This window comes from Pseudarthrobacter sp. TE3704 (assembly GCF_056279405.1).
In genome coordinates, this window is sequence record NZ_JBWCCJ010000004.1 from 480,326 (window position 1) to 503,611 (window position 23,286).

General features: G+C 64.5%; 22 protein-coding genes. 18 read left to right on the forward strand and 4 right to left on the reverse strand.

Going from position 1 to position 23,286, the window contains the following annotated elements:
• Positions 1-190: 190 nt before the first annotated feature.
• The 8 genes from ACZ9BC_RS13410 to ACZ9BC_RS13445 all read left to right on the forward strand — a co-directional run bounded on the left by ACZ9BC_RS13410 (position 191) and on the right by ACZ9BC_RS13445 (position 8,526).
• A complete protein-coding gene (locus ACZ9BC_RS13410) occupies positions 191-1,624 on the forward strand; it encodes a glycoside hydrolase (protein WP_476246334.1) in 1,434 nt (477 codons plus the stop codon).
• A gap of 43 nt (positions 1,625-1,667) precedes the next feature.
• A complete protein-coding gene (locus ACZ9BC_RS13415) occupies positions 1,668-3,002 on the forward strand; it encodes an ABC transporter substrate-binding protein (protein ID WP_476246335.1) in 1,335 nt (444 codons plus the stop codon).
• 82 nt (positions 3,003-3,084) lie between these two features.
• Positions 3,085-3,963 carry a carbohydrate ABC transporter permease gene (locus ACZ9BC_RS13420; protein ID WP_476246494.1) on the forward strand — a complete coding sequence of 293 codons (879 nt, stop codon included), beginning with the start codon at positions 3,085-3,087 and terminating at the stop codon, positions 3,961-3,963.
• Entirely contained in the window at positions 3,963-4,868 is a 906-nt protein-coding gene (locus ACZ9BC_RS13425) for a carbohydrate ABC transporter permease (RefSeq protein WP_476246336.1), read from the forward strand. The genes ACZ9BC_RS13420 and ACZ9BC_RS13425 overlap by 1 nt, the downstream gene beginning before the upstream one ends.
• Positions 4,869-4,906: 38 nt before the next feature.
• Entirely contained in the window at positions 4,907-5,983 is a 1,077-nt protein-coding gene (locus tag ACZ9BC_RS13430; protein ID WP_476246337.1) for a LacI family DNA-binding transcriptional regulator, read from the forward strand.
• Positions 5,984-6,091: 108 nt separating this feature from the next.
• Positions 6,092-7,366 carry a glycoside hydrolase family 26 protein gene (locus ACZ9BC_RS13435; protein ID WP_476246338.1) on the forward strand — a complete coding sequence of 425 codons (1,275 nt, stop codon included), beginning with the start codon at positions 6,092-6,094 and terminating at the stop codon, positions 7,364-7,366.
• A 42-nt stretch (positions 7,367-7,408) separates the two neighbouring features.
• The gene (locus tag ACZ9BC_RS13440; RefSeq protein WP_476246339.1) at positions 7,409-8,098 is read left to right on the forward strand and encodes a cation diffusion facilitator family transporter; all 690 of its coding nucleotides are present in this window, start codon (positions 7,409-7,411) and stop codon (positions 8,096-8,098) included.
• 83 nt (positions 8,099-8,181) lie between these two features.
• Complete coding sequence (locus ACZ9BC_RS13445) at positions 8,182-8,526, forward strand: hypothetical protein (protein ID WP_079596477.1); 345 nt, start codon at positions 8,182-8,184, stop codon at positions 8,524-8,526.
• Between the two features lie 10 nt (positions 8,527-8,536).
• On the opposite strand, the gene ACZ9BC_RS13450 is transcribed toward ACZ9BC_RS13445, so the two are convergent.
• On the reverse strand, positions 8,537-8,929 hold the full coding sequence (locus ACZ9BC_RS13450) for a hypothetical protein (protein WP_476246340.1): 393 nt from the start codon (positions 8,927-8,929) through the stop codon (positions 8,537-8,539).
• A gap of 317 nt (positions 8,930-9,246) precedes the next feature.
• Here ACZ9BC_RS13450 and ACZ9BC_RS13455 point away from each other — a divergent pair, with 317 nt between their 5' ends.
• The 9 genes from ACZ9BC_RS13455 to ACZ9BC_RS13495 all read left to right on the forward strand — a co-directional run bounded on the left by ACZ9BC_RS13455 (position 9,247) and on the right by ACZ9BC_RS13495 (position 19,081).
• The gene (locus ACZ9BC_RS13455) at positions 9,247-9,414 is read left to right on the forward strand and encodes a hypothetical protein (RefSeq protein WP_476246341.1); all 168 of its coding nucleotides are present in this window, start codon (positions 9,247-9,249) and stop codon (positions 9,412-9,414) included.
• A gap of 405 nt (positions 9,415-9,819) precedes the next feature.
• The gene (locus ACZ9BC_RS13460) at positions 9,820-11,160 is read left to right on the forward strand and encodes an ABC transporter substrate-binding protein (RefSeq protein ID WP_476246342.1); all 1,341 of its coding nucleotides are present in this window, start codon (positions 9,820-9,822) and stop codon (positions 11,158-11,160) included.
• Positions 11,160-12,053 carry a carbohydrate ABC transporter permease gene (locus ACZ9BC_RS13465; protein ID WP_079596474.1) on the forward strand — a complete coding sequence of 298 codons (894 nt, stop codon included), beginning with the start codon at positions 11,160-11,162 and terminating at the stop codon, positions 12,051-12,053. The genes ACZ9BC_RS13460 and ACZ9BC_RS13465 overlap by 1 nt, the downstream gene beginning before the upstream one ends.
• Entirely contained in the window at positions 12,050-12,892 is an 843-nt protein-coding gene (locus tag ACZ9BC_RS13470) for a carbohydrate ABC transporter permease (protein WP_275729666.1), read from the forward strand. Before ACZ9BC_RS13465 ends, ACZ9BC_RS13470 begins: the two co-directional genes overlap by 4 nt.
• Positions 12,893-12,948: 56 nt before the next feature.
• Positions 12,949-14,028 carry an ABC transporter ATP-binding protein gene (locus ACZ9BC_RS13475; RefSeq protein WP_079596713.1) on the forward strand — a complete coding sequence of 360 codons (1,080 nt, stop codon included), beginning with the start codon at positions 12,949-12,951 and terminating at the stop codon, positions 14,026-14,028.
• Positions 14,029-15,360 (forward strand): glucosylglycerate hydrolase, encoded by a 1,332-nt coding sequence (gene ggh / locus ACZ9BC_RS13480; RefSeq protein ID WP_476246343.1) that lies wholly within the window; start codon positions 14,029-14,031, stop codon positions 15,358-15,360. It abuts the gene before it with no gap.
• Entirely contained in the window at positions 15,357-16,517 is a 1,161-nt protein-coding gene (locus ACZ9BC_RS13485) for a glycerate kinase (protein WP_476246344.1), read from the forward strand. Before ggh ends, ACZ9BC_RS13485 begins: the two co-directional genes overlap by 4 nt.
• Positions 16,518-16,548: 31 nt before the next feature.
• Positions 16,549-17,724, forward strand: a complete 1,176-nt coding sequence (locus ACZ9BC_RS13490; RefSeq protein WP_476246345.1) for an ROK family transcriptional regulator — start codon at positions 16,549-16,551, stop codon at positions 17,722-17,724.
• Between the two features lie 142 nt (positions 17,725-17,866).
• Complete coding sequence (locus ACZ9BC_RS13495; RefSeq protein ID WP_476246346.1) at positions 17,867-19,081, forward strand: glycosyl hydrolase; 1,215 nt, start codon at positions 17,867-17,869, stop codon at positions 19,079-19,081.
• Between the two features lie 13 nt (positions 19,082-19,094).
• Here ACZ9BC_RS13495 and ACZ9BC_RS13500 read toward each other — a convergent pair whose 3' ends face one another.
• Both ACZ9BC_RS13500 and ACZ9BC_RS13505 read right to left on the reverse strand, forming a co-directional pair.
• Entirely contained in the window at positions 19,095-19,241 is a 147-nt protein-coding gene (locus tag ACZ9BC_RS13500) for a hypothetical protein (protein ID WP_176156811.1), read from the reverse strand.
• 11 nt (positions 19,242-19,252) lie between these two features.
• Complete coding sequence (locus tag ACZ9BC_RS13505; RefSeq protein WP_476246347.1) at positions 19,253-20,380, reverse strand: glycosyltransferase family 2 protein; 1,128 nt, start codon at positions 20,378-20,380, stop codon at positions 19,253-19,255.
• A 432-nt stretch (positions 20,381-20,812) separates the two neighbouring features.
• Here ACZ9BC_RS13505 and ACZ9BC_RS13510 point away from each other — a divergent pair, with 432 nt between their 5' ends.
• Entirely contained in the window at positions 20,813-21,676 is an 864-nt protein-coding gene (locus ACZ9BC_RS13510; protein ID WP_476246348.1) for an ANTAR domain-containing protein, read from the forward strand.
• 10 nt (positions 21,677-21,686) lie between these two features.
• Here ACZ9BC_RS13510 and ACZ9BC_RS13515 read toward each other — a convergent pair whose 3' ends face one another.
• On the reverse strand, positions 21,687-23,006 hold the full coding sequence (locus tag ACZ9BC_RS13515; RefSeq protein ID WP_476246349.1) for a BTAD domain-containing putative transcriptional regulator: 1,320 nt from the start codon (positions 23,004-23,006) through the stop codon (positions 21,687-21,689).
• Between the last annotated feature and the right edge of the window lie 280 nt (positions 23,007-23,286).

The window sequence follows — 23,286 nt, forward strand, 5'->3', positions numbered from 1 at the left end:
GTAAATCGCTTAGGCAAAAGATACTGTGGTTTTCGTCGGCTGGTCAAGCGTTTTATCAGCACGTCCGAGAGTCAGGCCGGATCAAACGAAACGGCTTAAAAGATTTTTGCTAAAACGCTTGATCAACGACGAGCGCCGGGGCTAGCCTTTGATTGATCAAACGCTTTAGCAGAAATGGACATCACCGCCGATGAGCTATCCAGTCTTCTTCCAGCCCGCCAATGGATGGGTGGGAGACCTCATTCCCTTCCAGAAGGACGGGGAGTTCTGGCTCTACTACCTTCACGAGGTCCGCTCCGACCCGAAACCTGGAACGTCATGGAACCTGGTCACCACAAAGGACCTCACCCAGTTCCAGGATCACGGGGTAGCCCTCCCCCACGGAACCGGGACCGACCTGGACTTCAATGCCTACACGGGCAGCGTCGTCGTTGACGAAGCCGGCCTCCACCACCTCTTCTACACCGGGCACAATCCGAACAACCTGGGACCGGACGGGCTGCCGCTGCAGCTGGTCATGCACGCCACCAGCTCGGACAGAATGCGTTCGTGGGTCAAGCACCCCGGCCACACCTTCGGCGCACCCGAAGGCTACGAGTCCGGGGACTGGCGGGACCCGTTCGTTTTCCATGACGAGGCCGCCGGCCAGTGGCGGATGCTCATCGCGGCCCGGCATTCCGAGGGACCAGAGCGCCGCCGCGGCGTCATCGCCCAGTGCGTCTCCACGGACCTGATTAGCTGGCAGTACACGGACGCGTTCTGGGACCCCCGCCGGTACATCACCCACGAATGCCCGGACGTGTTCGCCTGGGGCGACTGGTGGTACATGGTCTACTCAGAGTTCTCCGAAACGTTCACCACGCGGTACCGCATGGCGAAGAGCCCCGACGGCCCATGGACGGTACCTGACCAGGACTCCATCGACGGGCGCGCCTTCTACGCATCAAAAACCGCAGAGCGGGACGGGCGTCGCTTCTTCTTCGGGTGGATCGCCACCAGGGAAGGAAAGCACGACGGCGGCCCCTGGCAGTGGGCGGGCACCATGTCCGTCCTGGAGGCGCGGCAGAACCCGGACGGGACCCTCGGGTTCGGCTTCGCGGACGAACTGATGGACAGCTTCTGGGACGAGGTCCCGGTGAGCTTCGACCGGGAACTTCCTGCCCGGCTGGAGGCGCCCGACGGCTACGCCGCCGCGGTCTCCAACGAGGACCTGCCCGCGCAGTTCTATGCGAAAGCGGTGTTGGACATCGAACCGGGCACCACCGAATGCGGACTGCTGCTGCGGTCATCCCCCGACGGTGACCACTCCTACGTCCTCCGGCTGGAACCGAAGCGCGGGCGCCTGGTGTTCGACCGGTGGCCGCGCACCATCACCGGAGACGCCCAATGGCACGTCTCCGGCGACGTCCCGTTCGCGATAGAACTCGAACGCCCCTGCGACCTCCGCCCTGGAAAGCACACCCTGGAAGTGGTGGTGGACGGGGACCTGTGCGTCGCCGTCGTGGACAGGCAGGTGGCCTTGAGTACCCGGATTTACGACGTGGCGGCAGGGCGGATCGGCGTGTTCGCCGGTGAAGGATCCGCCACCGCAGACCTCGAAGTACGCAAGCGTACCGACAACTGAATATCCCCGTTCCCCTCCGTTCCAATCAAGGAAGATTGCCGCAATGAAAAATGTGTTCCGCGCTGCCGCTGCCGCAGCTGTTGCCGCCCTGGCCCTGACCGCCTGTGGCGGCGCAAGCTCCACCGACCCCTCCAACGTCAGCCCCACCGGGGAGATCAAGCCCCGCGAAATCTCGTGGCTCCTCTCCCGTCCGGCGGACGGCGCCGTCATCAACATTATGAAAAAAATCGCTGACGATTACGCCAGGGACCACCCGGGCTTCGAACTGAACCTGATCACCACCCCGGACCGGCCCTCCTACATCCAGAAGCTCGAGACCCTGGCGGCAGCCAACAAGCTCCCCGAGCTGTTCGATACCGACGCCACGCCCTTCGCCCAGCAGCTGGCCAAGCAAGGCAAGATGGTGGACGCCGAGAAGCTGCTGAAGACCCTGGACGTCTACGACGACTACCGCCCCGGCGCACTGGACTACCAGCGGTTCGATGACGGGTCCCTCTTCATGATCCCGTTCCAGTTCGAGCTGGAATTCATCTGGTACAACAAGGCACTGCTGGAAAAGGCCGGGGTTGCGGTGCCAACATCCCTGGATGACATCCCCGCCATGTGCACCGCCCTGCGGAACGCCGGCATCACCCCCATCGCCATCGACGGCCAGGACCAGTGGCCGCTGGAACGCTATGTGGCGTACCAGCCGTTCCGCGAAGCCGGGCCGGAGTTTGTCCAGAAACTGAAGAAGGGCGAAGCGAAGTTCGCCGACCCCGCAGGCCAGAAGACCGTCAGCTGGCTGGCGGAGCTTGGCAAGGCCAAATGCTTCCAGGAGGGGTTCTCCGCGCAGGGCTACTCCGATGCGCAGAACCAGTTCACGTCCGGGCAGGCCGCGATGTACAACATCGGAACCTGGGAACTGCCCAGCCTTGCCACCGACAAGCTGAACCCCGAAGTCCGGGACGACGTCGACTTCTTCACCCTTCCCACCACCGAAGGATCCGTGACGGCGGCCAACGAATTCGTCTCCCCCTCCGGCATCGGCATGGCAGTGAACGCCAAAACCTATGACCCGCTGGTGAGCGACTTCCTGAGGTTCGCCCTGGAAAAGTACCCCGCCGAATACGCCGCCACCGGTGCGCTCTCCCCCACCACCGACGTCGAAACCGCCGTCCCTGCCAACGCCACTCCCCTGTACCGGAAGGCACTCGACCAGGCCAACAACCTCGGGTCCAAGCAGGCCATGCCCTGGGACACCCAGCTTGACCCCACCACCAACGGCCGGCTGCAGCAGGAGCTGGTCCTCCTGGTCCAGGGCAACATCACGCCCGAGCAGTTCACCAGCACCATGGACAACGCCGTCGCGCAGAACGCTCCCAAGTTCTTCAAGTAAGCACTGCTTCTTCACGTAACCACTGCGGCGGGGGGCCACACCGGTCCCCCGCCCGAAAGGCCCCGCCATGCAATCCAACAGGATGCTTCCCAACAGGTCACGGACCTCGGTCCTGGTCTTCCTGCTCCCGCCCCTGCTGCTCTACTGCGCCGCAGTCCTCTTCCCCATCCTCCAATCCCTGTTCCTGAGCTTCTTCTCCTGGAACGGCATCAGCGACATGGAATTCGTCGGGCTGGACAACTACGTGCGGATGTTCGTTGCCGACGACATCTTCTGGCGTGCGTTCCTGAACGCCCTGATCTACCTGGCCATCTGCCTGGTCCTGCAGCTCGGCGGCGCCCTGGTGGTGGCCAGCCTGCTCACGTCCCTCCGCCGCGGGCGGGAGCTCATCAAAACGCTCTACCTGCTGCCGGCAGTCATTTCCACCGTCGCCATAGCCTTCCTGTTCGTGAGGATCTACTCCATCGACCCCGCCGGCCTGCTCAACCAGCTGCTGCACTGGATCGGGCTCGGCGCCCTGGAACGGCCCTGGCTCTCGGACGTCAACACGGTGCTGGCGGCAGTGTCCGCACCGGAAGGCTGGCGCTTCACCGGGCTCTACATGCTCATCATCTACGCCGCACTGATCGCCGTGCCCAAGGAACTGGAAGAAGCCGCGGTCCTGGACGGCGCGTCCCGGTGGACGCTGTTCACCAAGATCCGGTTCCCCTACATCCGGCCGGTGTGGATCACCACCACCATCATGGCCACCACCTACGGGCTGCGCGGCTTCGACATCCCGTACCTGATGACCAACGGCGGCCCGGGACAGTCCTCCGAGCTGCTGACCACCTACATGTACAAGGCCGCGTTCACCAGCACGGACTTCGGGTACGCCAGCACCATCTCCGTCTTCATCGTCATTGAGTGCCTCGTTGCCGTCGGCCTCATCCTGTTCCTGCTCAAGCGGAAGGCAGACTAATGATCGCCCAGGCAGCCCCGGCCACGCCTCCCACCACCGTCCCAACCGCTCCTCACAAAGCCACGCGCCGCCGTCGTAAGCCCAACCTGTTCCGGACGCTGTCGCGGGTCCTGATCATGCTCATTGTGATCGTGCAGGTGTACCCGCTGGCCTGGCTGTTCCTCACCAGCCTGCGCACCGAACAGGACTTCGCCACCGGAGACCCCTTCGCCCTGCCCAGTTCGCTCACTTGGGAGAACTACGCCAGGGCCTTTGAAACCGGCGACCTGGGCCGGAACATCCTGAACAGCTTCATCGTGACCATGGGCGCCAACATCCTCATTGTCCTGTTCGGCATGATGGCCGCCTACGCCATCCAGGTGCTCGGGTTCCGCCTCAGCAAGCTGGTCCGCGGGCTGTTCCTGATCGGTATCATCGTGCCGGTCCAGATCGCCCTCGTTCCGCTGTTCATCGACTACTCGGCGGTGAACCTGCTGGACACGTACCAGTCGATGATCATCCCGCTGGCCGGGTTCTCCCTCCCCATGTCCGTCTACCTGTTCTCGTCGTTTTTCGAATACATCCCACGGGAGACATACGAGGCGGCGTCATTGGACGGCGCCGGGCCCTACCGGATCTTCGGGCTGATCACCCTGCCGCTGTCGCTGAACACCGTTGTCACCGTGGTGCTGGTCAACAGCATCTTCATCTGGAATGACTTCATCTTCGCCAACACGTTCGTCCTGTCCGAGGACCTGAAGACCATTCCGCTGGGCCTGCAGAACTATATAGGCGCCATGGGCAAGGTGGACTGGACGGCAACCTTCGCCGCCGTGTGCGTCACCATCACCCCGCTGCTGCTGGTCTTCCTGGTGCTCAACAAGGCCATGATCCAGGGCCTTGAGAGCGGGGCGACCAAGGGATGACGGCCGCAGCGGATGGATATACTCCTGAAGGAGGACAGATGATTTCAATGGAGAAAGGCCCGGGAGAACCGGCCCGGACGCCCCGTGCCCGGCGGATTCCCGAGCGTGCCCACCCCGTCACCCTCCGCGACGTAGCGGAAGCGGCCGGGGTTTCCACCGCCACGGTCTCGCTGGTGGTCAACAAGAAAAAGGACGCCCGGATCGCGGAGGAAACGCGGCAGCGCGTGAAGGATGCCATCCGGTCGCTGGGCTACCGCCCCAACGCGATGGCCAAGAACCTGGTCAGCGGCACGTCCCGGTTCATCGGGCTGGTGGCCGACGGCGTTGCCACCACCCCGTTCGCCGGCCAGATCATCCATGGCGCGCAGGACGAGGCGTGGAAACACGGGTACGCCCTCCTCATCGCCAACACCGAGGGCAACGGGGAGCTTGAGCAGGACGCCATCACCATGATGCTCGAGTACAAAGTGCGCGGCATCCTCTACTCCACATGGTTCCACCGGCCGACCGACATTCCGGCGTCGCTCCGGGAAGCGGACTTTGTCCTGGTCAACTGCTTCTCCCACGAGCCGGGCGCGCGGGCCGTGGTGCCGGACGAGGCACAGGGCGGCCGCTCAGCCACTGAGATCCTGCTGCGCCACAGCCACCGCCGCATCGCCTTCATCAACGCCACCATCCCCGCCCCCGCCAAGGACGGGCGGCTCCAGGGCTACAGGGAAGCGCTTGAGGACGCGGGAATCCCGTTCGATCCCGAGCTGGTCATGGAAGCCTATCCGGACCAGGAAGGCGGGTACGGCGCAACCGCGGAACTGCTCAAACGCGGCGCCACGGCTGTGTACTGCTACAACGACCGGATGGCCATGGGCCTCTACGACGGGCTGCGCGAGCACGGCCTGTCCATCCCGGAGGACATCGCCGTGGTGGGCTTCGACAACCAGGAAGTCATCGCCGCGCACCTGCGCCCCCCGCTGTCCACGGTGTCCCTTCCGCACTACGAACTGGGTGCGGCGGGCGTCCGCATGCTCCTGGAGCTCGACGGCGCAACCGAGGGGATCTCGAAAATCCACTGCCCCACGGTGGAACGCACGTCAGTCCGGGCGCAGGCACACGCCTAACTGGAACGGACGACGTCGGCGCGCGGCCGCCGTCGTACGTTTCCATGGTGGTTCCAAGGTTCAAACCTAGGATGGAGTCAGCGTCAGCCAGGGAGGGGGCCGCCACCGATGTCGGAGGAAGTTCCGGAGGGGAGCCGGGGTTCCCGGCGTGGGGATTTATCCCGGCGGCTGAAGGGCCTCGCCCTTCCCTTGATCGTGGGGCTGATGGTTGTGGGGATCGGCGGCGCTGTCACCTATTACGGGATCAACGCAAGGCCGCAGAACACCGACCAGTCCATCCGCCTTCCAACGCCCGTCTCCCTGCGTCCGTGCGAAGTCCTGGACAGGGCTGCGCTGGTCCCCGCCAGCGGTGCGCTGTTCGGCGTCAACCTCGATATGGAGGCAAGGACGCTGGCTGAATACTCCTTCAACCTGGGCCACACGCCAGCAGTGACCGTAGTTTCCACCGGCTTCCCCTACAACGGCGAGGAGAAGGAGGACCTGCAACGCGCCGCCGACCAAATCCGCGCCCATGGCCAGACGATGCTGCTGACCCTGGAGCCCGTGAACGGCCTCGACGCGGTGACGGAGGAATCCGCCGCCACCCTCGCCAGGGACGTCGCGGCGGTCAACAACGGCGGCGTCCCCGTCTTTGTGCGCTTTGCGCCTGAGATGAACGGCAACTGGATCCCATGGGGACAGCAGCCGGCCCGCTACATCGCAGCCTTCCGGACGCTGGCGTCAGCCGTCCACGCCCAGGCGCCCGGTTCGGCAATGATGTGGGCGCCGGACTACGGCGGCGGCTATCCGTTCTCCGGCGGCCAGTACGATGCGAAGCCGGGAACAGCGGACTTTACCGCGCTGGATACCGACGCGGACGGGGCACTGACCACGAATGATGACCCCTATGCCCCCTTCTATCCGGGCGATGACGCGGTGGACTGGGTGGGAATGTCCCTGTACCACTGGGGCTCGGCCTTCCCCTGGGGTGAGAACGAACTGCCGGAAGCCAACAAGTTCGCCAGCCAGCTCACCGGCAACTACCTTGGCGCGAACGGGGACGACACCCCGGCGCCTGACTTCTACGAGGTCTACGGGGTGCAGCACGGCAAGCCGGTGGCCATCCCGGAAACTGCCGCACTGTTCAATCCGGCTGCCGGCGGGGAAACCGAGCTGGCCATCAAGCAGGCCTGGTGGGGCCAGCTGTTCGATCCCGCGACGGCCGCGCGCTTCCCGCAGCTGAAGATGGTCAACTGGTTCGAGCGGGATGAGGACGAGGTGGAAGTCAACGGCCGGGTGGACTGGACCGTCACTAAGTCACCGCAGGTCCGGGAAGCCTTCACCGCCGCGTTGCCGGACTGGCTGCACTACGGCCCGGCCGAGGCGTGCGCTCCCCGCAGGTAATCCGCTGCCGCACGGACCCATGCGCGGATATAGGTTGGGTTTATGGAAACCGTGAGGACTGCCCCGGCGCGGGCGCGGCGTGACGTCCTGAGCCGGCGCATCCGGCTCTTGGCTGCCGCGACGATCACCTACAACCTCGTTGAAGCGGTTGCAGCGCTGTGGGCCGGCAACGTGGCGGACTCCTCGGCCCTGATCGGCTTCGGACTCGATTCGGTGATCGAGGTCGCCTCCGCAGTGGCCTTGTCCTGGCAGTTCTCCGCGCAGGACCCGGAACGGCGCGAGCACCTGACCCTGCGGATCATCGCGTTCTCCTTCTTCGCCCTCGCACTGTTCGTCACCGTCGACTCGGTCAGGTCACTGACCGGCGGCGGGGAAGCACAGCACTCCATGCCGGGCATCGTCATCGCCGCACTGAGCCTGGCCATAATGCCCGTCCTGTCCTGGCTCCAGCGCCGGGCCGGCCGCGAACTCGGATCCAGGACCGCGGTGGCTGACTCCAAGCAGACCCTGCTGTGCACCTACCTCTCGGCCGTGCTGCTGGCCGGCCTGGTCCTGAACAGCACGCTGGGATGGTGGTGGGCCGACGCCGGTGCAGCACTGGTGATCGCAGGGATCGCCGTCCGTGAGGGGATCAGCGCATGGAAAGGGGACGTCTGCTGCACCGTCCCCCATGTCGAGGCGAGCCTCTGCGGGGAACCCGATGACTGCTGCCCATCAGGCGGGACAAAGTGAGGCCATGGAAACCTTTGTGAAACAAGGAAATCCCTAGCTGCGTCGTTAGGGTTCCCCAATGTCCGCTCCCTACCCTCTGATTCATGATTACTTGCTCGGTGCTGCGGTGCACCAATGCCGGTTCCGCCTTCCTGGTGGGGAACCAGAACCTCGTTGCCGGTTATCACGAGGCCTTCGTCTGCGCTGAGCATAAAGCGTTGATCGAGGCCGGTTCCCCCTGGGACATGGAGGAGCGCTACGTGCTGTTGGGACAGGACATGGCACCTGTCCTGCAGACATGGTCCGCCCGCCCAAGCGCCGGGTCAGAGGGCTTCACGCTCACCCTCGAAATCGCGAACCAGGCCAAGCCCATTGAGGTCTTCCTGAGCTCAAGTGAGGCAAGGATGCTGGCCCAGTTCATCAGCGCCGCCAACGGCGACGGCAGTTGAGGAGTGTCTTCTAGCCGAGCTCGCGCCGGAGGGTTTCCTGGAGCGGCACGTTGGGTTCGCCCGGTTGGCCCTGGCCGCTGAGGTAGAGGCCCATTTGGGCCCCGTGGTACTCCCAGTAGGCGAAGCTGAGGTTATTTTCCTCCAGAAGGCTGAGCATGTCGCTGACCCATTGCTGGCCGCCCTTGCCCTCCATTTCAAAAGCTTGGCGCACCGTCCCGAATTCCATCACGGACATGGGGACGTTGTTGTCGGCGCCGAACTTCAGGTGCTTCGCCATTTCATGCGCCAGGTAGGTTTTGTCGCGCTGGAGGAAGCCGCTTCCGGCGGCTCCCGGCGACTGGGCGTAGACGTCCAGCTGCAGGGCGACGCGGGGCGGACGCCGGTCCGGCTGCCGGCGGGTCATCCTTATCGCCCAAGACCGTAAAGCCGGCAATGACCAGTGCCGGGACCAACACCAGCAGCGCGCCTCCAACCCACCACGGCCACTTGCGCCGGCCGACGATCCGCCAGGCCCTTTGATGAAGCGCTGCTGTCGGTCATGATGAGCTCCCCTTGCCTGGCCATAAAGCAGTTGCGCCCACTTTAGGGAGCTGACCTTGGATAAACCTTTGGTGTGGTTCCACCTGCGGAAACCGACGGGACGCATAACACATCCAGGGGTCAGGAACGGGGGCATCGGCGTACGCTGGGGAGATTACTGCGACCGTGAGGCGGAGACAGATGAGAGCTTTGGTGGTGGCGATCCTGGTTGTCGCCGTGGTCCTTTTCATCGTGGGACTGGCCGTCAAAACGCTGGGGTTCCTCCTTGGGGTAGCCCCAGTGCTGGTGATTGTCGCCTTGGTCCTTCTGCTGCTGAACCGGTTCAGGGGACGCCGCATCCCGCGCTGAATATACGCCGCCCGGCCGATGTCAGGCGGCAAGGGGAAAGCCCCTCCTAGGAGGGGCTTTCAACGTAGTGGTCAATGGTCTTCTGGTAACGGTCAGCGGTGATGCACTCCCCCTTCCCGGACGCCCCACAGCGCCCATCCGGACTATGACAAGAACTGACTTTAATAAGCCAAGGGCCCCGCGTAAAGGGTTCCAGCCGATTTGCTGGAAGTCATCTGACTGAGACGTACGACGGCGGCACGCGCCGCCGTCGTACATCCCACCTTCAGTGCGCGTTGGCGCCGTGCCGGCCCCAACACACTTCCTCCTCCCTGCTTTTCAAGACGTGACCCTTGACACATCAAATCTTTTGTCTAATGATTAAACGAAAGTGGTGCAAAGCCGCACACCCGAATGGAGCAGTCCATGAATCACGAATTCACCTCCCCCACCCATTTGCCTTCACGCCGCAGTATGTTGCTGGCGGGCCTGGGCACAGCCCTATCGGTGCCCTTCCTGTCCGCCTGCGCCGGTTTCGACACGAGCGGAGCCGCAGCAGGCAGTGGGACCGTCAGCTTCCTGTCCACCCAGTTCACGCCCGTGGAGGAAAAGCAGCGATACGAGCAGGTCCTGAAGAAATCCCTCCGCCTGCCCGTGGCATACAACTCCGTGGACCCTGGCGTCTTTGCCTCCACGGTGAAATCGCAGACGGCCGCCGGGAACATCAAAACGTCCCTGCTCGGCGGACTGCACGGCGAACTCGCACCGCTTGCAGACTCCCTGGAAGACGTGGACAGCATTCTCACCGACCTGGCCGGCCGCGGCTTCACCAAGGAAATGCTGGAGCTGACCAAGGCCGGCACCTCCTCGGCAAAGTACGTCCCATGGATGCAGGCAACCTACGTGGTTGCCGTCAACAAAAAGGCACTGGAATGGCTGCCCTCCGGAGTGGACGTCAATGACCTGAGCTACGAGGACTACCTGGCCTGGGCCAAGGCAGCCAAACAGGGTGCCGGACGGCCGGTGTTCGGCATGCCGGCCGGCCCCAAGGGCCTGCATCACCGCTTCTACCAGGGATTCCTGCTGCCAAGCTTCACCGGCGGCCAGATCACCACGTTCCGCAACCCGGACGCTGTTGATGCCTGGAGCTTCATGCAGGAACTGTGGGACAACATGGTGCCTGCCTCCACCAACTTCGACGCCATGCAGGAACCACTGGCGCGCGGTGAAGTGCTGGTGGCATGGGACCACGTTGCCAGGCTCATCAACGCTCCTGCCGATAACCCCGGCGAGTGGCTGATGGTGCCCGCCCCCAAGGGACCCAAGGGCCGCGGGTACATGCTCATCGTCGCTGGCCTGGCACTCCCGGCCGGTGGAACCGAGCGGGAACTTGCCGAGCAGGCCATCCGCGGCCTGTCAGAACCGCTGACCCAGGTCGAAACCCTGCGACAGAACGCGTTCTTCCCCGTGGTGCAGACCGAGCTTCCCACCGATCTGGCAGGGGCCATCGCACTCGAAGCCGGGGCGGTCCGGCTTCAGCAGCGTTCCCAGGGCGCGCTGCTGGCGCTGCCTCCGGTGGGCCTGGGCGCGAAAGAAGGCGAAGTGTCCCAGATCTTCAAGAACGTCTTCCAGGAGATCTGCCTCAACAACCAGGACATCCAGCCGGTCCTGGACCGCCAGGCCAAGGAGCTGAACACCATCATGCAGTCGCTCAACGTGCCGTGCTGGGCACCCGATCCCGTCTCCGCGAAATGCGAGGTAGCGTAATGACCGTCCAAGCGCCCCCGGCCCCGGCCAAAGCCGCCACCCCTGTCCGGCGCCGCAGCGTCCCGGCTGCGGTCTGGCTGATCGGACCCTCCGTAGTTTTTATGACCCTCCTGCTGGGTTGGCCCGTTATCGAAGGCGTGATGCAGGCCTTCCGGAATGAACAGGGCTTCACGCTCGAATTCGTGACCCGCATGGTGCAGGATCCCTACTTCTGGCCGGCGGTGCGCAACACGTTGCTGCTGATCGCTGTGATGATTCCAATCCAGTTCGCCTTCGCCATTGGCATGGCCCTGCTGCTGCGGGCAAACCCGCGGCTGAACAAAGTCCACTTCTTCATCTGGGCCATCCCACTGGCCCTCAGCGACCTCGCAGCAGGCCTGGTCTGGCTCTCCATCTTCAACGACCGCGGCTACCTGAACTCGGCCCTGGCCTGGCTCGGCATTGAAGGCGTCTCCTGGCTGGCCTACGACAACCAGACAACGATGTTCATCTGCGTCCTCATCGCTGAACTGTGGCGTGCAACGTCGCTGGTGCTGGTCATCGTCGTCGCGGGCCTGCAGGGCATCCCCAAGGATTACGACGAGGCCGCGCAGGTCTTCGGCGCATCGTTCTGGCAGCGCCTGCGCCACGTCACGCTGCCGCTGCTGAAGCCCAGCCTCCAGGTGGCCCTGATCCTCCGCACCATCCTGGCGTTCCAGACTTTTGCCGTTGCCCAGGCGCTGACCGGGCAGAACTTTCCCCTCGTCGTCGGGGAAACCTACCGCTGGTACACCGGCCTGCAGAACCCCAACGTTGCAGCTGCGCTGGCCCTGGTGATCCTGGCCGTGTCCATGCTGACGTCCATCTTCTACCTGCGGGCTCTCCGCGAAAAGACCCAGGGAGGCACCCGATGAGCCAGGCCACCGTTGATACCGCGCCGCTGAAACGCCAGAAGCGGAACAGGGTCCTGCTGCAGCTCACCTGCATCGCAGTGTCGCTGTTTATGCTGATCCCCATCTACCTGATCTCCCTTGCGGCCCTGTCCAGCAGGGAATCCCTCAACGCCTTCCCGCTGAGCCTGCTGCCCACCAGCTTCTCCTTCGAGACGCTGAACGCATTCCTCGGATCCACAGGTGTCTTCGGCGCACTGGGCAACTCGCTGATCGTGGGAGTGGGAACGCTGCTGCTCTCGGCACTGATCGGCGTTCCGGCAGGTTACGCCCTGGCCCGCTTCGCATTCCCGGGCAAGGAGCCATACCAGCTCTTCCTGCTCTTCACCCGGGCCCTGCCCATTGTGGTGCTGTCCGTCCCGCTGGCCCGGCTCTTCCTCACCGTGGACATCTACGACACCACCTACGCCGTGATCCTGCTGCACACCGCACTGGCACTGCCCACCACCATCCTCATCTCGGCCAGCGTGTTCCTGGGTGTCCCCCACGACGTGGAGGAGGCCGCCAGGGTATTTGGCTGCAGCCCGTTCGGAGCCTTCATGCGGGTGGTCATGCCCATGGCCCTGCCCGGCATCGCCGCCGCCTCCATCTTCACGTTCGTGATGTCCTGGAACGAGGTTTTGGGTGCCTCCATCCTCACCCTGGACCACCGGACACTGCCGGCACAGGTCCTCACCTCACTGGCCGATTCACCCCTGGCCTACCGGTTCGCCGGCGGTTTCGCGCTGGTGATCCCTTCCATCATCTTCATCGCGTTCATGCGCCGGTACCTCACCAACATGTGGGGCTCCACCATCCGCTGATCCCGGCATTCCCCCAATCTTCCAAGCTTCCAGAATCCTTCAAGGAGCCGATCCCCATGGCTGATATCTCCATTTCCAACCTCATCAAGACCTACCCCGGCGGCACCGAACGGGCCACCGACGACGTCTCGCTCCACATTGCCGACGGCAGCTTCACGGTGCTGCTTGGCCCGTCCGGCTGCGGCAAAACCACCCTGCTGCGCATGCTGGCCGGACTCGAACTTCCGGACTCCGGCTCCATCTCCATCGGAGGGCGGGACGTCACTTACCTGCCGCCCAACAAGCGCAACATCTCCATGGTGTTCCAGTCCTACGCCGTCTTCCCGCACCGCTCCGTCCGGTACAACATCGGATTCGGCCTCCAGATGGCCAAGGTCGCCAAGGAGCAGATCGACAAGAAGGTCCAGTGGGCCGCTGACCTGCTGCAGCTGACCCCCTACCTGGACCGGCTGCCGGCCCAGCTTTCCGGCGGCCAGCGGCAAAGGGTTGCCGTAGCCAGGGCCATCGTGGTGGACGCGGACGTGCTGCTGATGGACGAGCCGCTGTCCAACCTGGACGCCCTGCTGCGCCTGAACTTCCGGTCCGAGCTGAAGAAGATCGTGCAGGACCTGGGCACCACCACGGTGTATGTCACCCACGACCAAAGCGAGGCACTGTCCCTCGGAGACCAGGTGGCCGTGATGCGCAAGGGCCGGATTGCCCAACTGGGCGACCCGCTGGACGTTTACGACGCGCCGAGCGACCGCTTCGTGGGCGGCTTCATCGGTTCCCCGCCGATGAACTTTGTTGACGCAGCAGTGACCCCGGACGGCGAGCTGGTGGTCGGGGACCAAAGGCTCATGGCACCGTCATTGCTCCAGTCGTTTGGGAACCACAGCATTGTCCTGGGCGTCCGCGCCGAAAACGTGTCCGTGGCAAAGGAACGCGCCTCCGGGCACATCGCCGCCACGGTCCTGGTGGTGGAGCCCATGGGATCCACCATCCTGCTCACCGTGGATGTGGAAGGACAGACCCTCAAGGTCCAGGCCCCGCCCAGCTTCCGGACCGCTCCCCATCAGACCATCTGGCTGGGCTTCTCGCCCAACACCATGCGCTTCTATGACCGCGAAACCTCAATGGCACTGGAGGCCAACTAGATGACACACCACAACGTCAGCAACGAAGAACTCCGCAACGCCGCAATCGAAGTGCTGCGCCGCAATGACCTGGGCACCATGACGACGGCGGCGCCCGACCTTTATCCCCACATGTGGAGTTGGGATGCGGCGTTCGTTGCGATAGGCCTGGCCAGGGTGAGCGTGCCCCGCGCCATCACCGAGCTGCGCACCCTGTTGGACGCCCAGTGGTCCACCGGCATGATTCCGCACATTGTTTTCAGCGAGGATGAAAAGCGCTACTTTCCGGGCTTTGACCGCTGGGGCACGGCCACCGCCAAGGCACTCCCGGAGGGCGTCAAGAGCAGCGGCATCTGCCAGCCGCCGGTGCACGTCATCGCGCTGCAGCACATCCTTGACCGCGGCCGGGAGAACGGCGGGTCCGACCAGGCAGCGGCAGAGGAGTTTCTCCGCGAATCCTTTGATGGCTGGCTGGCCTGGCACCGCTGGCTGGCCACTGTACGGGATCCCGAAGGCGTGGGCCTGGTGGAGATCCACCACGGCTGGGAATCGGGCTTTGACAACTCCCCCCGCTGGGACGGCCCGTATGCGGCCATCCAGCCCGGCGAGCTGGAGCCGTTCACCCGCCGGGACATCCTCCATGTGGCGGACGCCAGCGAAAGGCCGGACGACGCCGAGTACGCGAAGTACCTCTGGCTCGTCCAGCAGATGGCATCCGTAGGCTTCGATGACCAGGCCGTGCAGGAGATTGTGGATTTCCGGGTCCGGGACGTCTTCTTCTCAGGAATCATGGCAGCCTCCACCGAGGTCCTGGCCAACCTGGCCGCTGAACTTGGACGCCCCGAGGAAGCGGAACTGCGGGGGCTGGCCGAACGCTTCCGCCGCGGGGTGGCCTCCACCGTGGACCCGGAGACGGGGCTGGCCCGGGACTACGACGTCCTGGCGGGCGAATGGATTTCCACAGAAACGGTCTCCGGCTTCGCGCCGCTGGTGGCCGGCGGCGATGCCGCACTCCTGTCGAGGCAGCGTGAACTGCTGCAGGGCAAGGACTGGATGGCATTCCCCGGAATGCGGTTTGCGCTCCCGCCTTCCACCTCCCCCGCCAGTGCGGCCTTCAGGCCGAGGACCTACTGGCGCGGGCCGGTGTGGCCGTTCCTGAACCTGCTGCTGGGCTGGGCAAGCGAGCGTGACGGGCAGGCTGACCTCGTCAAGACCCTCCGCTCGGAGTCGCTGCAGCAGCTGGCCGACCTCACCTTCGCGGAGTACTACGAACCGTTTACGGCAGAGCCCTTGGGAAGCCTCGCCCAGGCATGGACGGCAGCCGCAGCCCTGGAATGGCTCGGGAACCCGTGACTGCAGTGCTGATTGCCTGCGACAAGTTCAAGGGCAGCCTTACGTCCGCTGAAGTCTGCGCTGCGGTGGAGGCGGGCATCCGGAGGGTACATCCGGACATAGCTCTGGTTGCCATGCCGATGGCCGACGGCGGCGAGGGCTCCGTTGCCGCTGCCATCAGCGCGGGTTTCGCGGAAATCACGACGACGGTCACTGGGCCGGGAGGGCAGCCGGTAGTGGCGTCGTTTGCGGTGCGCCGCAGCGACGGCACGGCTGTGGTGGAAATGGCACAGGCATCCGGGCTCCTCCAGCTCCCCGGCGGCCTTCCCGATCCCCTGGGGGCAACGAGTTTCGGCACCGGCGAACTGGTCCGGGCTGCCCTGGAGGCCGGTGCCCGCACCATCATCCTGGCCGTCGGCGGCAGCGCATCCACCGACGGCGGGGCCGGTTTCCTGCAGGCGCTCGGCGCCACCCTTTCGACGGCAGACGGAACACCGCTGGGACGGGGCGGAAAGGCACTCGGTGATCTCGCCGTCGTCGACCTTAACACGCTGGATTCGCGGCTGACCGGTTGCCGGATCATCCTGGCCGCCGACGTCGATAATCCGCTCCTGGGACCTCGGGGGGCTGCCGCCGTCTACGCTCCACAGAAGGGCGCTGACGAATCCCACGTGCGGCTGCTGGAGGAAGGCCTCGGCCATTACGTGCGGACGCTGCGTGCCGCCGGGCTGCCCGCCGGTGCTGAAGACCTGCCCGGCGCAGGTGCCGCCGGCGGCCTGGGCTTTGCCGCCCAAAGTGTACTCGGCGCCACCATGCGGCCCGGGATTGGCGTCATGATGGACCTTGCCGGGTTCGGTGAGGCCCTGGCAACGCTCACCAGCGCCGACCTGGTCATTACGGGCGAGGGATCTTTGGATAGACAGACCCTGAACGGCAAGGCCGTCGCGGGAGTCGCCAGGGCAGCCTGGGACGCCGGAGTGCCCGCTGTTGCCGTCTGCGGGCGGGGACTCCTGGGACGCGGCGAGCTGGCCGGCCTCGGCATCAGTCAGGCCTATGCCCTCACGGACCACGAACCGGACGTGGCCCGCTGTATCTCCAATGCCGCTGCGCTCCTGGAATCGGCGGCGGAACAGCTCGCCCGGGAATGGATCAGGGCGGAAGCCTCGCTCCCCGGATGAAGTAAGTTGATTGAGGGAACGGGAGGATGACATGGCGGTGGAACGAGTGCCGGCGAGCCTTGGCGGGGCGACGTCGCACGGGCGGCTGCTGGAGTTGATCCGCTCCACCGGCGGGCTGTCGCGCCAACAGCTCCTGGCTGCGACGGGCATGTCCCGGGCCACCCTGTATGAGCGGCTCGAGAGCCTCCTGCGCCGCGGTTATATCTACGAGGCGGAGTCCCTGGAGGCCACGGGCGGGCGCCGCTCACGCAAGATCCGGTTCGATGACCGGGGCAGGGTGGTGCTGACCATCGCCCTGGGCCAGACACACGCCACCGTCACTGTCACCAATACCCGCGGAAAGGCGTTGCGCTCACTCACCAGCAGCCAGGCGATCGGTGGACAAGCCCAGTCAGTGCTGATGCCCCTTGTCGAAGCCGGGAAGAGACTGCTGGCACAGGGAACCGGTGAGGTCCTTATTGGGGTCGGGGTCAGTGTGCCAACCCCGGTGGAAGCGGGAACAGGCTATGTTGCCCATGCCACCACCATTCCCGATTGGCCCCGGGATGCCGTAGCGCGTGCCGTGTCGGAGGCCTGGGAGGTCCCCTTCGTCGTCGAAAACGATGCCCGGGCTGCAGCGCTGGGAGAACGTGTCAGCGACGAGGAAACCATCGTCTACGTCAAAGTGGGAACGGGCATCGGCTGCGGCATTGTGGTGGAAGGGAGCATCTTGCGCGGCGCCCGCGGCGCGGCCGGGGACATCGGCCACATCCGGATGGCCGAGGACGGTCCGCTGTGCCGGTGCGGACGCCATGGCTGCCTTGCCGCCTACAGCTCGGGCCGTGCCATCGCCGACCACCTCGGCGGGCCGGGGCCGGACCCGCTCCAGGCCATCAGCGACGCTGCCCGCGCCGGCGACCCGGTTGTGGAGCCGATCGTGGAAGCGGCAGCGGGTGTGCTGGGCAGGGCACTCTCCGCAACCATCACTACCCTGAACCCGGACCGGCTGGTAATCGGCGGAATCATCGGGGCGGTTCCGGCATATGTGGAACAGGTCAGGAGCACTGTGATGGCAACCGTGGTGGAACGAATTGCAGACGGGCTCACCATTGAAGCCGGCGATGCGGGCGACCAGTCCGCCTCCCAGGGACTGGTCACGCTGGTCATGCGGAAGGTGTTCTCCCCGGCCGCCATAGACGCGGTGGCTAACGAGGCCGTCCTGGCCTGAGCGGCACGAAAGAAACTTGAGCGGATCTTGAGACACGGGCAATAGGCGGCCTTTAGGATCAGGGAAGTGCCTGCCGGCACGGAACTGGCGGCTGCTGGGGCAGCCTTATCGATTGCGGGGACCGATCTCTGTGTTCAAGTTCGTGAAGATACTTACGGCCACTCTTGGCGTCGGCCTGGGCGTCACATTTGCGGGAGTGCAGCCTGTGCAGGCAGCGCCGGCAACAGCCCAGATAACGCTTAGTCCAACCACCGGCCCTGCAGGGTCCGCCGTCACGGTCAGCGGGACCGGGTTCAGGGTCTCCACCTCAGGAACGGTCATCGCGGGCTCCACCACGTTTGGCTTTCGGACCACATCAACCGGTGCTTTCACAACAGCCATCACCATTCCTTCCACCGCAACCGGAAAGCTGACTATCTCGGCAAAGACATCTTCAGTCCAGGCGTCCTCGGTGTTCACTGTGGCAGCCCCGGCGGCGGCGCTGCCCCCGGTCAGCACGGCTGCCCTGCGGTTTGGGGTCGCGACAACGGGCGGACCGCTGGCAAGCGCGGAACTGGACGAGGTGTCACGGCTGGCCGGGGAAAGCCCGTCCAGCGTCCTGTTCTACAAGGATTTCCTCCAGGCGCCGCCAATCAATGAGATGAACGCCGTGCGGGCCCGTGGCGCCGTGCCCTTGGTGACCTGGGAGCCGTGGGCCTGGGGCGGCGGGCTCAACCAGCCCGCCTACTCCCTGGACAGGATTGCCGCCGGAGACTTCGATGCCCATATCACCCAATGGGGACAGGCATTGGCCGCCTGGGGCTACCCGGTGCAGCTGAGGTTCGCCCATGAGATGAACGGCGACTGGTACCCGTGGGCTGAAGGGGTCAACGGCAACGAGGCCGGGGACTACATCCAGGCGTGGCGCCACGTGCACGACGTCATGGCCGCCACCGGGGCGTCGAACGTCTCGTGGGTGTGGAGCCCGAATGTTCCCTACTGGGGCTCCACCGACTTGTCCGGCCTTTATCCGGGCGCCGGCTACGTGGATATTGTCGCTCTGGACGGGTACAACTGGGGCACGTCCGCCTCGTGGAGCGGCTGGATTTCGCCGCAGGATCTCTTCGCGCCCGGAATCGCCCAGCTGCGGTCGCTGGCCCCGGGGGTTCCGATCCTCATCGCCGAGACGGCCTCGAGTGAGGCTGGCGGGTCCAAGGCCGCGTGGAACACGGACCTCGTGTCCTACCTTGCGGCCCAGCCGGATGTGATGGGCTTCGTCTGGTTCCACATGCAGAAGGAAGCCGACTGGCGCATTAACAGCAGCGACGCCTCGGCGTCCGCCTTCAATTCTGCGTTGGCGGCGCGCCGGGCGTCGTAGCCCGTGCTGCTGGTTACGGCCGGGCTGCGGGGTTGCGGCGGACCAGGGCGATCAGGGCCACGCCAATCAGCATGATGCCCAGCGCTGTGAGCAGTCCGGCCCCTACGTTGAGTCCGGTGTAGGCCAGGGCGGCCCCGGACGCGGGGATGGAGGTGTTCATTCCGTACATTGTTAGTTGATTTCCTCTGCTGTGTATTGTGCTTCCCAGCGGTCGATGCGCCGCCGGGTGATTTTGGTGGTGAGTACTGCTGACCAGGACGCCAGGAACCATCCGGAGCGCAGCCACATGAACAGTTCCTGCGGGAAGAAGGTGGCCGCAATGAGGACGTCTTTCCAGTCCCAGTGCGGTATCCGCAGTGCGCGCTTGATGTCCAGCGCCACGAACAGGATGGGCACCAGCCACCAGAACAGGACCACCTGGAACACGCCGAGGGTCAGCGACAGCACCATGACGGCGATCCACAGGATTTTGAGGAAGACGCCCAGCAGGCCCATGGCCTGCTGGGCCCAGTCCCGGAGTGTCAGGCGGTTGAGCCCCAGGTCCAGCAGGTCCTCCACCGTGCCCACCTGCCATTTCATCCGCTGGCCCCAGAGGGCCTTGATGGACTTCATGGAATCCGTGTAGGCCCGCACGTCCGGCGAGACCTGGCAGACGTAGCCGAGTTCGCGGATCCGGTAGGTCAGCTCGAAGTCTTCAACCTGCGAGGTGTAGACCCACGGCCCCTCCCGGTCGTCCCGGGCAGCAATCTGCCGCAGGACCGCGTTGTTGATCGCGCAGCCGGTACCGGCAAGCACGCTCGTCCGTCCCCGCCGCAGCGCCGTATCGGTCCACGTGGCAAACTCGGCTTTTTGCAGCCGGCTCAGCAGCCCGGGATCCTGCATGGTGAATTTCGAGGAGGACCCTCCCAGGAGGACGCCTTCCCCGCCACTGAATTCAGCTTCCCAGGCCGCCAGCGCATTCGGCGGCAGCACGGTGTCCGCGTCCAGGCAGACCACCACGTCCGCGTCATAGGCGTACTCCGCCCACGCGCGGTTCAGTGCCTCGGACTTGCGGTGTTCCAGCCGGGGCAGCTCCATCACGGTGACCGGATACTTCCGCGCTTCCCTCGCTGTTGAATCCGTGCAGCCGTTGGGAACCACCACGATCAGGTCCGCAGACCGGTCCTGGCGCATCAGCCCGTCAAGCGTCGCCCCGATGGACGCGGCCTCGTTGTACGCCGGAACCAGTACCACCACCCGCAACCCGGGGACACTTGAGTGCACCTTGGTGTGAGCTACCGAGGGCAGAACCGTGGACAAGGAGGCCTCCTACTGAACTACGAAAAGTCCGGCCGGACCTTCCAATCCAGCTAATAGCCCCTATCTCAGATTTCGCCCGCACGCGGCATCAAGGTTCAATCAATTACTCTCAATTCTTCCGCAACGCATTTGCTTGAGACTCATAATTTATGACTCATTCAAAAGCCGCATCCCAAAAACACCAATAACACGCATTGATTCTATTTGTGCTTCTGGTCACAATTTCAGGCTTAAGTGGAGAATTCTAATTTCAGTGAATTTATGGCCAGCTGGAGCGGCCTTCACGTGCTCACCCAGATGCGCCAACACATCCTCCAGGGACGCCATCGGAGCGAAAATAGAGTACACACTACTCGTGTGCTCCCCCCTGGCCCCCGGGTACTGTCGCCAGAAGTATTGCTGAGGGCATTCTGACTGTCAGGGGGGCAGGTCATGAGTAGTGAGCTGAACGTGCTCGGGGCACGGTATCAGGCAGGGGCCGGTGACGGAGGCAGCAGCGGGACAGCGTGGTCCCGCGGGCAGTCACCGGCCCCGGCATCCTCTGGGGCGGCCCGGGATGAGACCTTTGCACAGGATAAGTGGTGGGAAAGCCCGGCAAAATTCCTGCTGGATGTCCATGCCGACACGGAGCATGATTCCCTATGGTTACTAGCCCTGACTGCTAAATCAGCACTTCTGCAGGCTACCGGCCACGCCTTCGACTGTGCCGTGACTCTGATCCGTCCGGAAGATGTCCCTTTGAGTGCCGGCAACTCCAACCGTGCCTCCGGCCTTGCCGCATGGGACCAGGAGACCGGTGACGGGCCCGTGGCGCAGGCCCTGGGCGGGCGGCTGGCTGTCGTCGTCAACGCCGCTTCAGGAGGTGCGCGCTGGCCGGCCTACCGGGAACGGTTACGGATGTCCGTATACCGGTCCGTGGCATCAGTGCCGCTGCAACTGTCAGCCGGACACTTTGGCGCGATGACGCTCCTTGCCACAAAGGGCGGCATCTTTACGCCCGGAGTTTTGAGCAAAGCCATGGCCTTCGGTGCAGTCGCCGCCACGAGCTTGGTGGCAGCCAATGAGGTCATGCAGGCAATAACCAGGGCGAATCATTTGCGTTCGGCCATCAAGGGCCGTACATCCATTGATGTCGCCTGTGGCGTCATCATGGCAAGGGAGGGCTGCTCCTATGACGAAGCGTTCGGCATCCTCGTCGAAGCCTCCAGCAACAACAACGCGCATCCGAAGGACGTGGCGGAGACCATCCTCGACGACCTCCCGGGCGGCGCTCCCGCCGTTCATTTCAAACGATGAACCGGTAGGGTCAGGCAGCACCCACCAGGCCCGCAAAGAGCGACGGGTGGACAATCATGCTGCCGGGATGCGCGTGCCGCAGGGTATCCAGCATGACGCCCAACCCGCCGTCTTTCGGAAGGAACCCGCAAATACCCATCCGGGCAGCCTCACCCAAGGTTTCCTGTGACGGGTTGCCGGTGAGCATGATGATCCGCGCCTCAGGTGCTTCCGAGAGGATTTGTCCGGCGGCTTCGAGGCCCGACCCGTCCGTCAGGTGAAGGTCCATAATTACGACGTCGGGCTGCAGCTCGCGGAACATGGTCACCGCGGATTCCACCGACTTCGCCGCCCCCACACTTTTCAGGTCCGGCTCCCGATCCAGTGCCCCGGCCAGCAGGTCCGAAAAGGTGGTGTGGTCATCAACGATCAGGATCCGCAGCCGTTCGGTTTCCTGCTCAGTCACCACCGGGGCAACGCCACGGCTTTCGGCCACCACGTGGATGCGGGTCCTGCCCTCGGATGGCATGTGCCCTGCCGCAGTGCTGGTCAGGAGCCTCGCGTGCGCCTCCTTCAGCGCCGGACTCGGCGCACAGCCCAGTTCCTCGTCCAACACCTTGCGGCAGCGGTCATACGCCCGCAGCGCCTCTGTTTTCTCGCCGTTGCGTTCCAGCCCCAGAATCAGGGCTGTCCAGGCCCGCTCATTCAGGGGATCTTCCTTTGCCGCCGCGCCGCCCCACACAATAGCCTTGCCCAGGTCCCCCACGGCCAGCGCAGTCTCAGCCGCCTGGACCCGGACCATGCTGACCCGGGCTGCATGCAGGGCCCGTTCCTCCTCAGCCCAGGCCGGCAGCAGCTCATCCCCCAGCAGCGGGGCCGAAGCGATCTGGAGTGCTTCGGTGAGCAGTGCCAGCGCTGCCGGCGCATCGGCCTGGCTGGCCTGCTTGGTCAGTGTGTCGAACCGGTTCAGGTCCAGGTCCACCAACGACCGGTCAATCGCATAACCGCCGGTGACCGTCCGCAGCGGCCCGCCCCGGCCGGACCCCGGCTGCAAATGCCGCCGCAGGACACTGACATAGCTTTCCAAGGTGGGCAACGCCACCGACGGATGATTGTCACCCCACAGCAGGTCCATGATGCGGGTCTTGGACACCGCCGAGCCGAAGTTCAACAAAAGGATCTCCAGCACCTGCCGGGGCTTGGGCCCGCCAAGGTCGTTCGAGCCCAGCTCCGTATTCCCGCGGCGGATGGTCAACGGACCAAAAACCGAAATCGTCAGCACCGGTGCCTGCGGTGATGCGGGAACCTGCCCCGGACCGCCGCTCTTCTTCGCCATCTCCAAAATAGTCACGATGTGCCCCCCGAGTAATTGAGTACTGCTGGTTTCCATTGAATTGGCGGGAAAAAGGCCGAACAACAGTGGTCACTACTTGCTTCCACGCCGGCTATCTTCGTCTGACTACTTAGTACTTGTGAGCAGATACTCAGAGGCCATGCGGGCGAAACGTGGCTGTACTCGGGCAAAACCACTGGGCCGTAAGGCGTTTGTGCTGGTGAAACGTGAATGGCCGTGGATCTACCTCAAACGATTGGACAAACCTAGGTAGCCCGGTGCGGAGGCGAAATTACGC

Excerpts from the sequence above, each read along its gene's own strand:
- ACZ9BC_RS13410 (WP_476246334.1), top strand. The coding sequence starts at position 191 with ATGAGCTATCCAGTCTTCTTCCAGCCCGCCAATGGATGGGTGGGAGAC.
- ACZ9BC_RS13415 (WP_476246335.1), top strand. The coding sequence starts at position 1,668 with ATGAAAAATGTGTTCCGCGCTGCCGCTGCCGCAGCTGTTGCCGCCCTG.
- ACZ9BC_RS13420 (WP_476246494.1), top strand. The coding sequence starts at position 3,085 with ATGCTTCCCAACAGGTCACGGACCTCGGTCCTGGTCTTCCTGCTCCCG.
- ACZ9BC_RS13425 (WP_476246336.1), top strand. The coding sequence starts at position 3,963 with ATGATCGCCCAGGCAGCCCCGGCCACGCCTCCCACCACCGTCCCAACC.
- ACZ9BC_RS13430 (WP_476246337.1), top strand. The coding sequence starts at position 4,907 with ATGATTTCAATGGAGAAAGGCCCGGGAGAACCGGCCCGGACGCCCCGT.
- ACZ9BC_RS13435 (WP_476246338.1), top strand. The coding sequence starts at position 6,092 with ATGTCGGAGGAAGTTCCGGAGGGGAGCCGGGGTTCCCGGCGTGGGGAT.
- ACZ9BC_RS13440 (WP_476246339.1), top strand. The coding sequence starts at position 7,409 with ATGGAAACCGTGAGGACTGCCCCGGCGCGGGCGCGGCGTGACGTCCTG.
- ACZ9BC_RS13445 (WP_079596477.1), top strand. The coding sequence starts at position 8,182 with ATGATTACTTGCTCGGTGCTGCGGTGCACCAATGCCGGTTCCGCCTTC.
- ACZ9BC_RS13450 (WP_476246340.1), bottom strand. The coding sequence starts at position 8,929 with ATGACCCGCCGGCAGCCGGACCGGCGTCCGCCCCGCGTCGCCCTGCAG.
- ACZ9BC_RS13455 (WP_476246341.1), top strand. The coding sequence starts at position 9,247 with ATGAGAGCTTTGGTGGTGGCGATCCTGGTTGTCGCCGTGGTCCTTTTC.
- ACZ9BC_RS13460 (WP_476246342.1), top strand. The coding sequence starts at position 9,820 with ATGAATCACGAATTCACCTCCCCCACCCATTTGCCTTCACGCCGCAGT.
- ACZ9BC_RS13465 (WP_079596474.1), top strand. The coding sequence starts at position 11,160 with ATGACCGTCCAAGCGCCCCCGGCCCCGGCCAAAGCCGCCACCCCTGTC.
- ACZ9BC_RS13470 (WP_275729666.1), top strand. The coding sequence starts at position 12,050 with ATGAGCCAGGCCACCGTTGATACCGCGCCGCTGAAACGCCAGAAGCGG.
- ACZ9BC_RS13475 (WP_079596713.1), top strand. The coding sequence starts at position 12,949 with ATGGCTGATATCTCCATTTCCAACCTCATCAAGACCTACCCCGGCGGC.
- ggh (WP_476246343.1), top strand. The coding sequence starts at position 14,029 with ATGACACACCACAACGTCAGCAACGAAGAACTCCGCAACGCCGCAATC.
- ACZ9BC_RS13490 (WP_476246345.1), top strand. The coding sequence starts at position 16,549 with ATGGCGGTGGAACGAGTGCCGGCGAGCCTTGGCGGGGCGACGTCGCAC.
- ACZ9BC_RS13500 (WP_176156811.1), bottom strand. The coding sequence starts at position 19,241 with ATGAACACCTCCATCCCCGCGTCCGGGGCCGCCCTGGCCTACACCGGA.
- ACZ9BC_RS13510 (WP_476246348.1), top strand. The coding sequence starts at position 20,813 with ATGAGTAGTGAGCTGAACGTGCTCGGGGCACGGTATCAGGCAGGGGCC.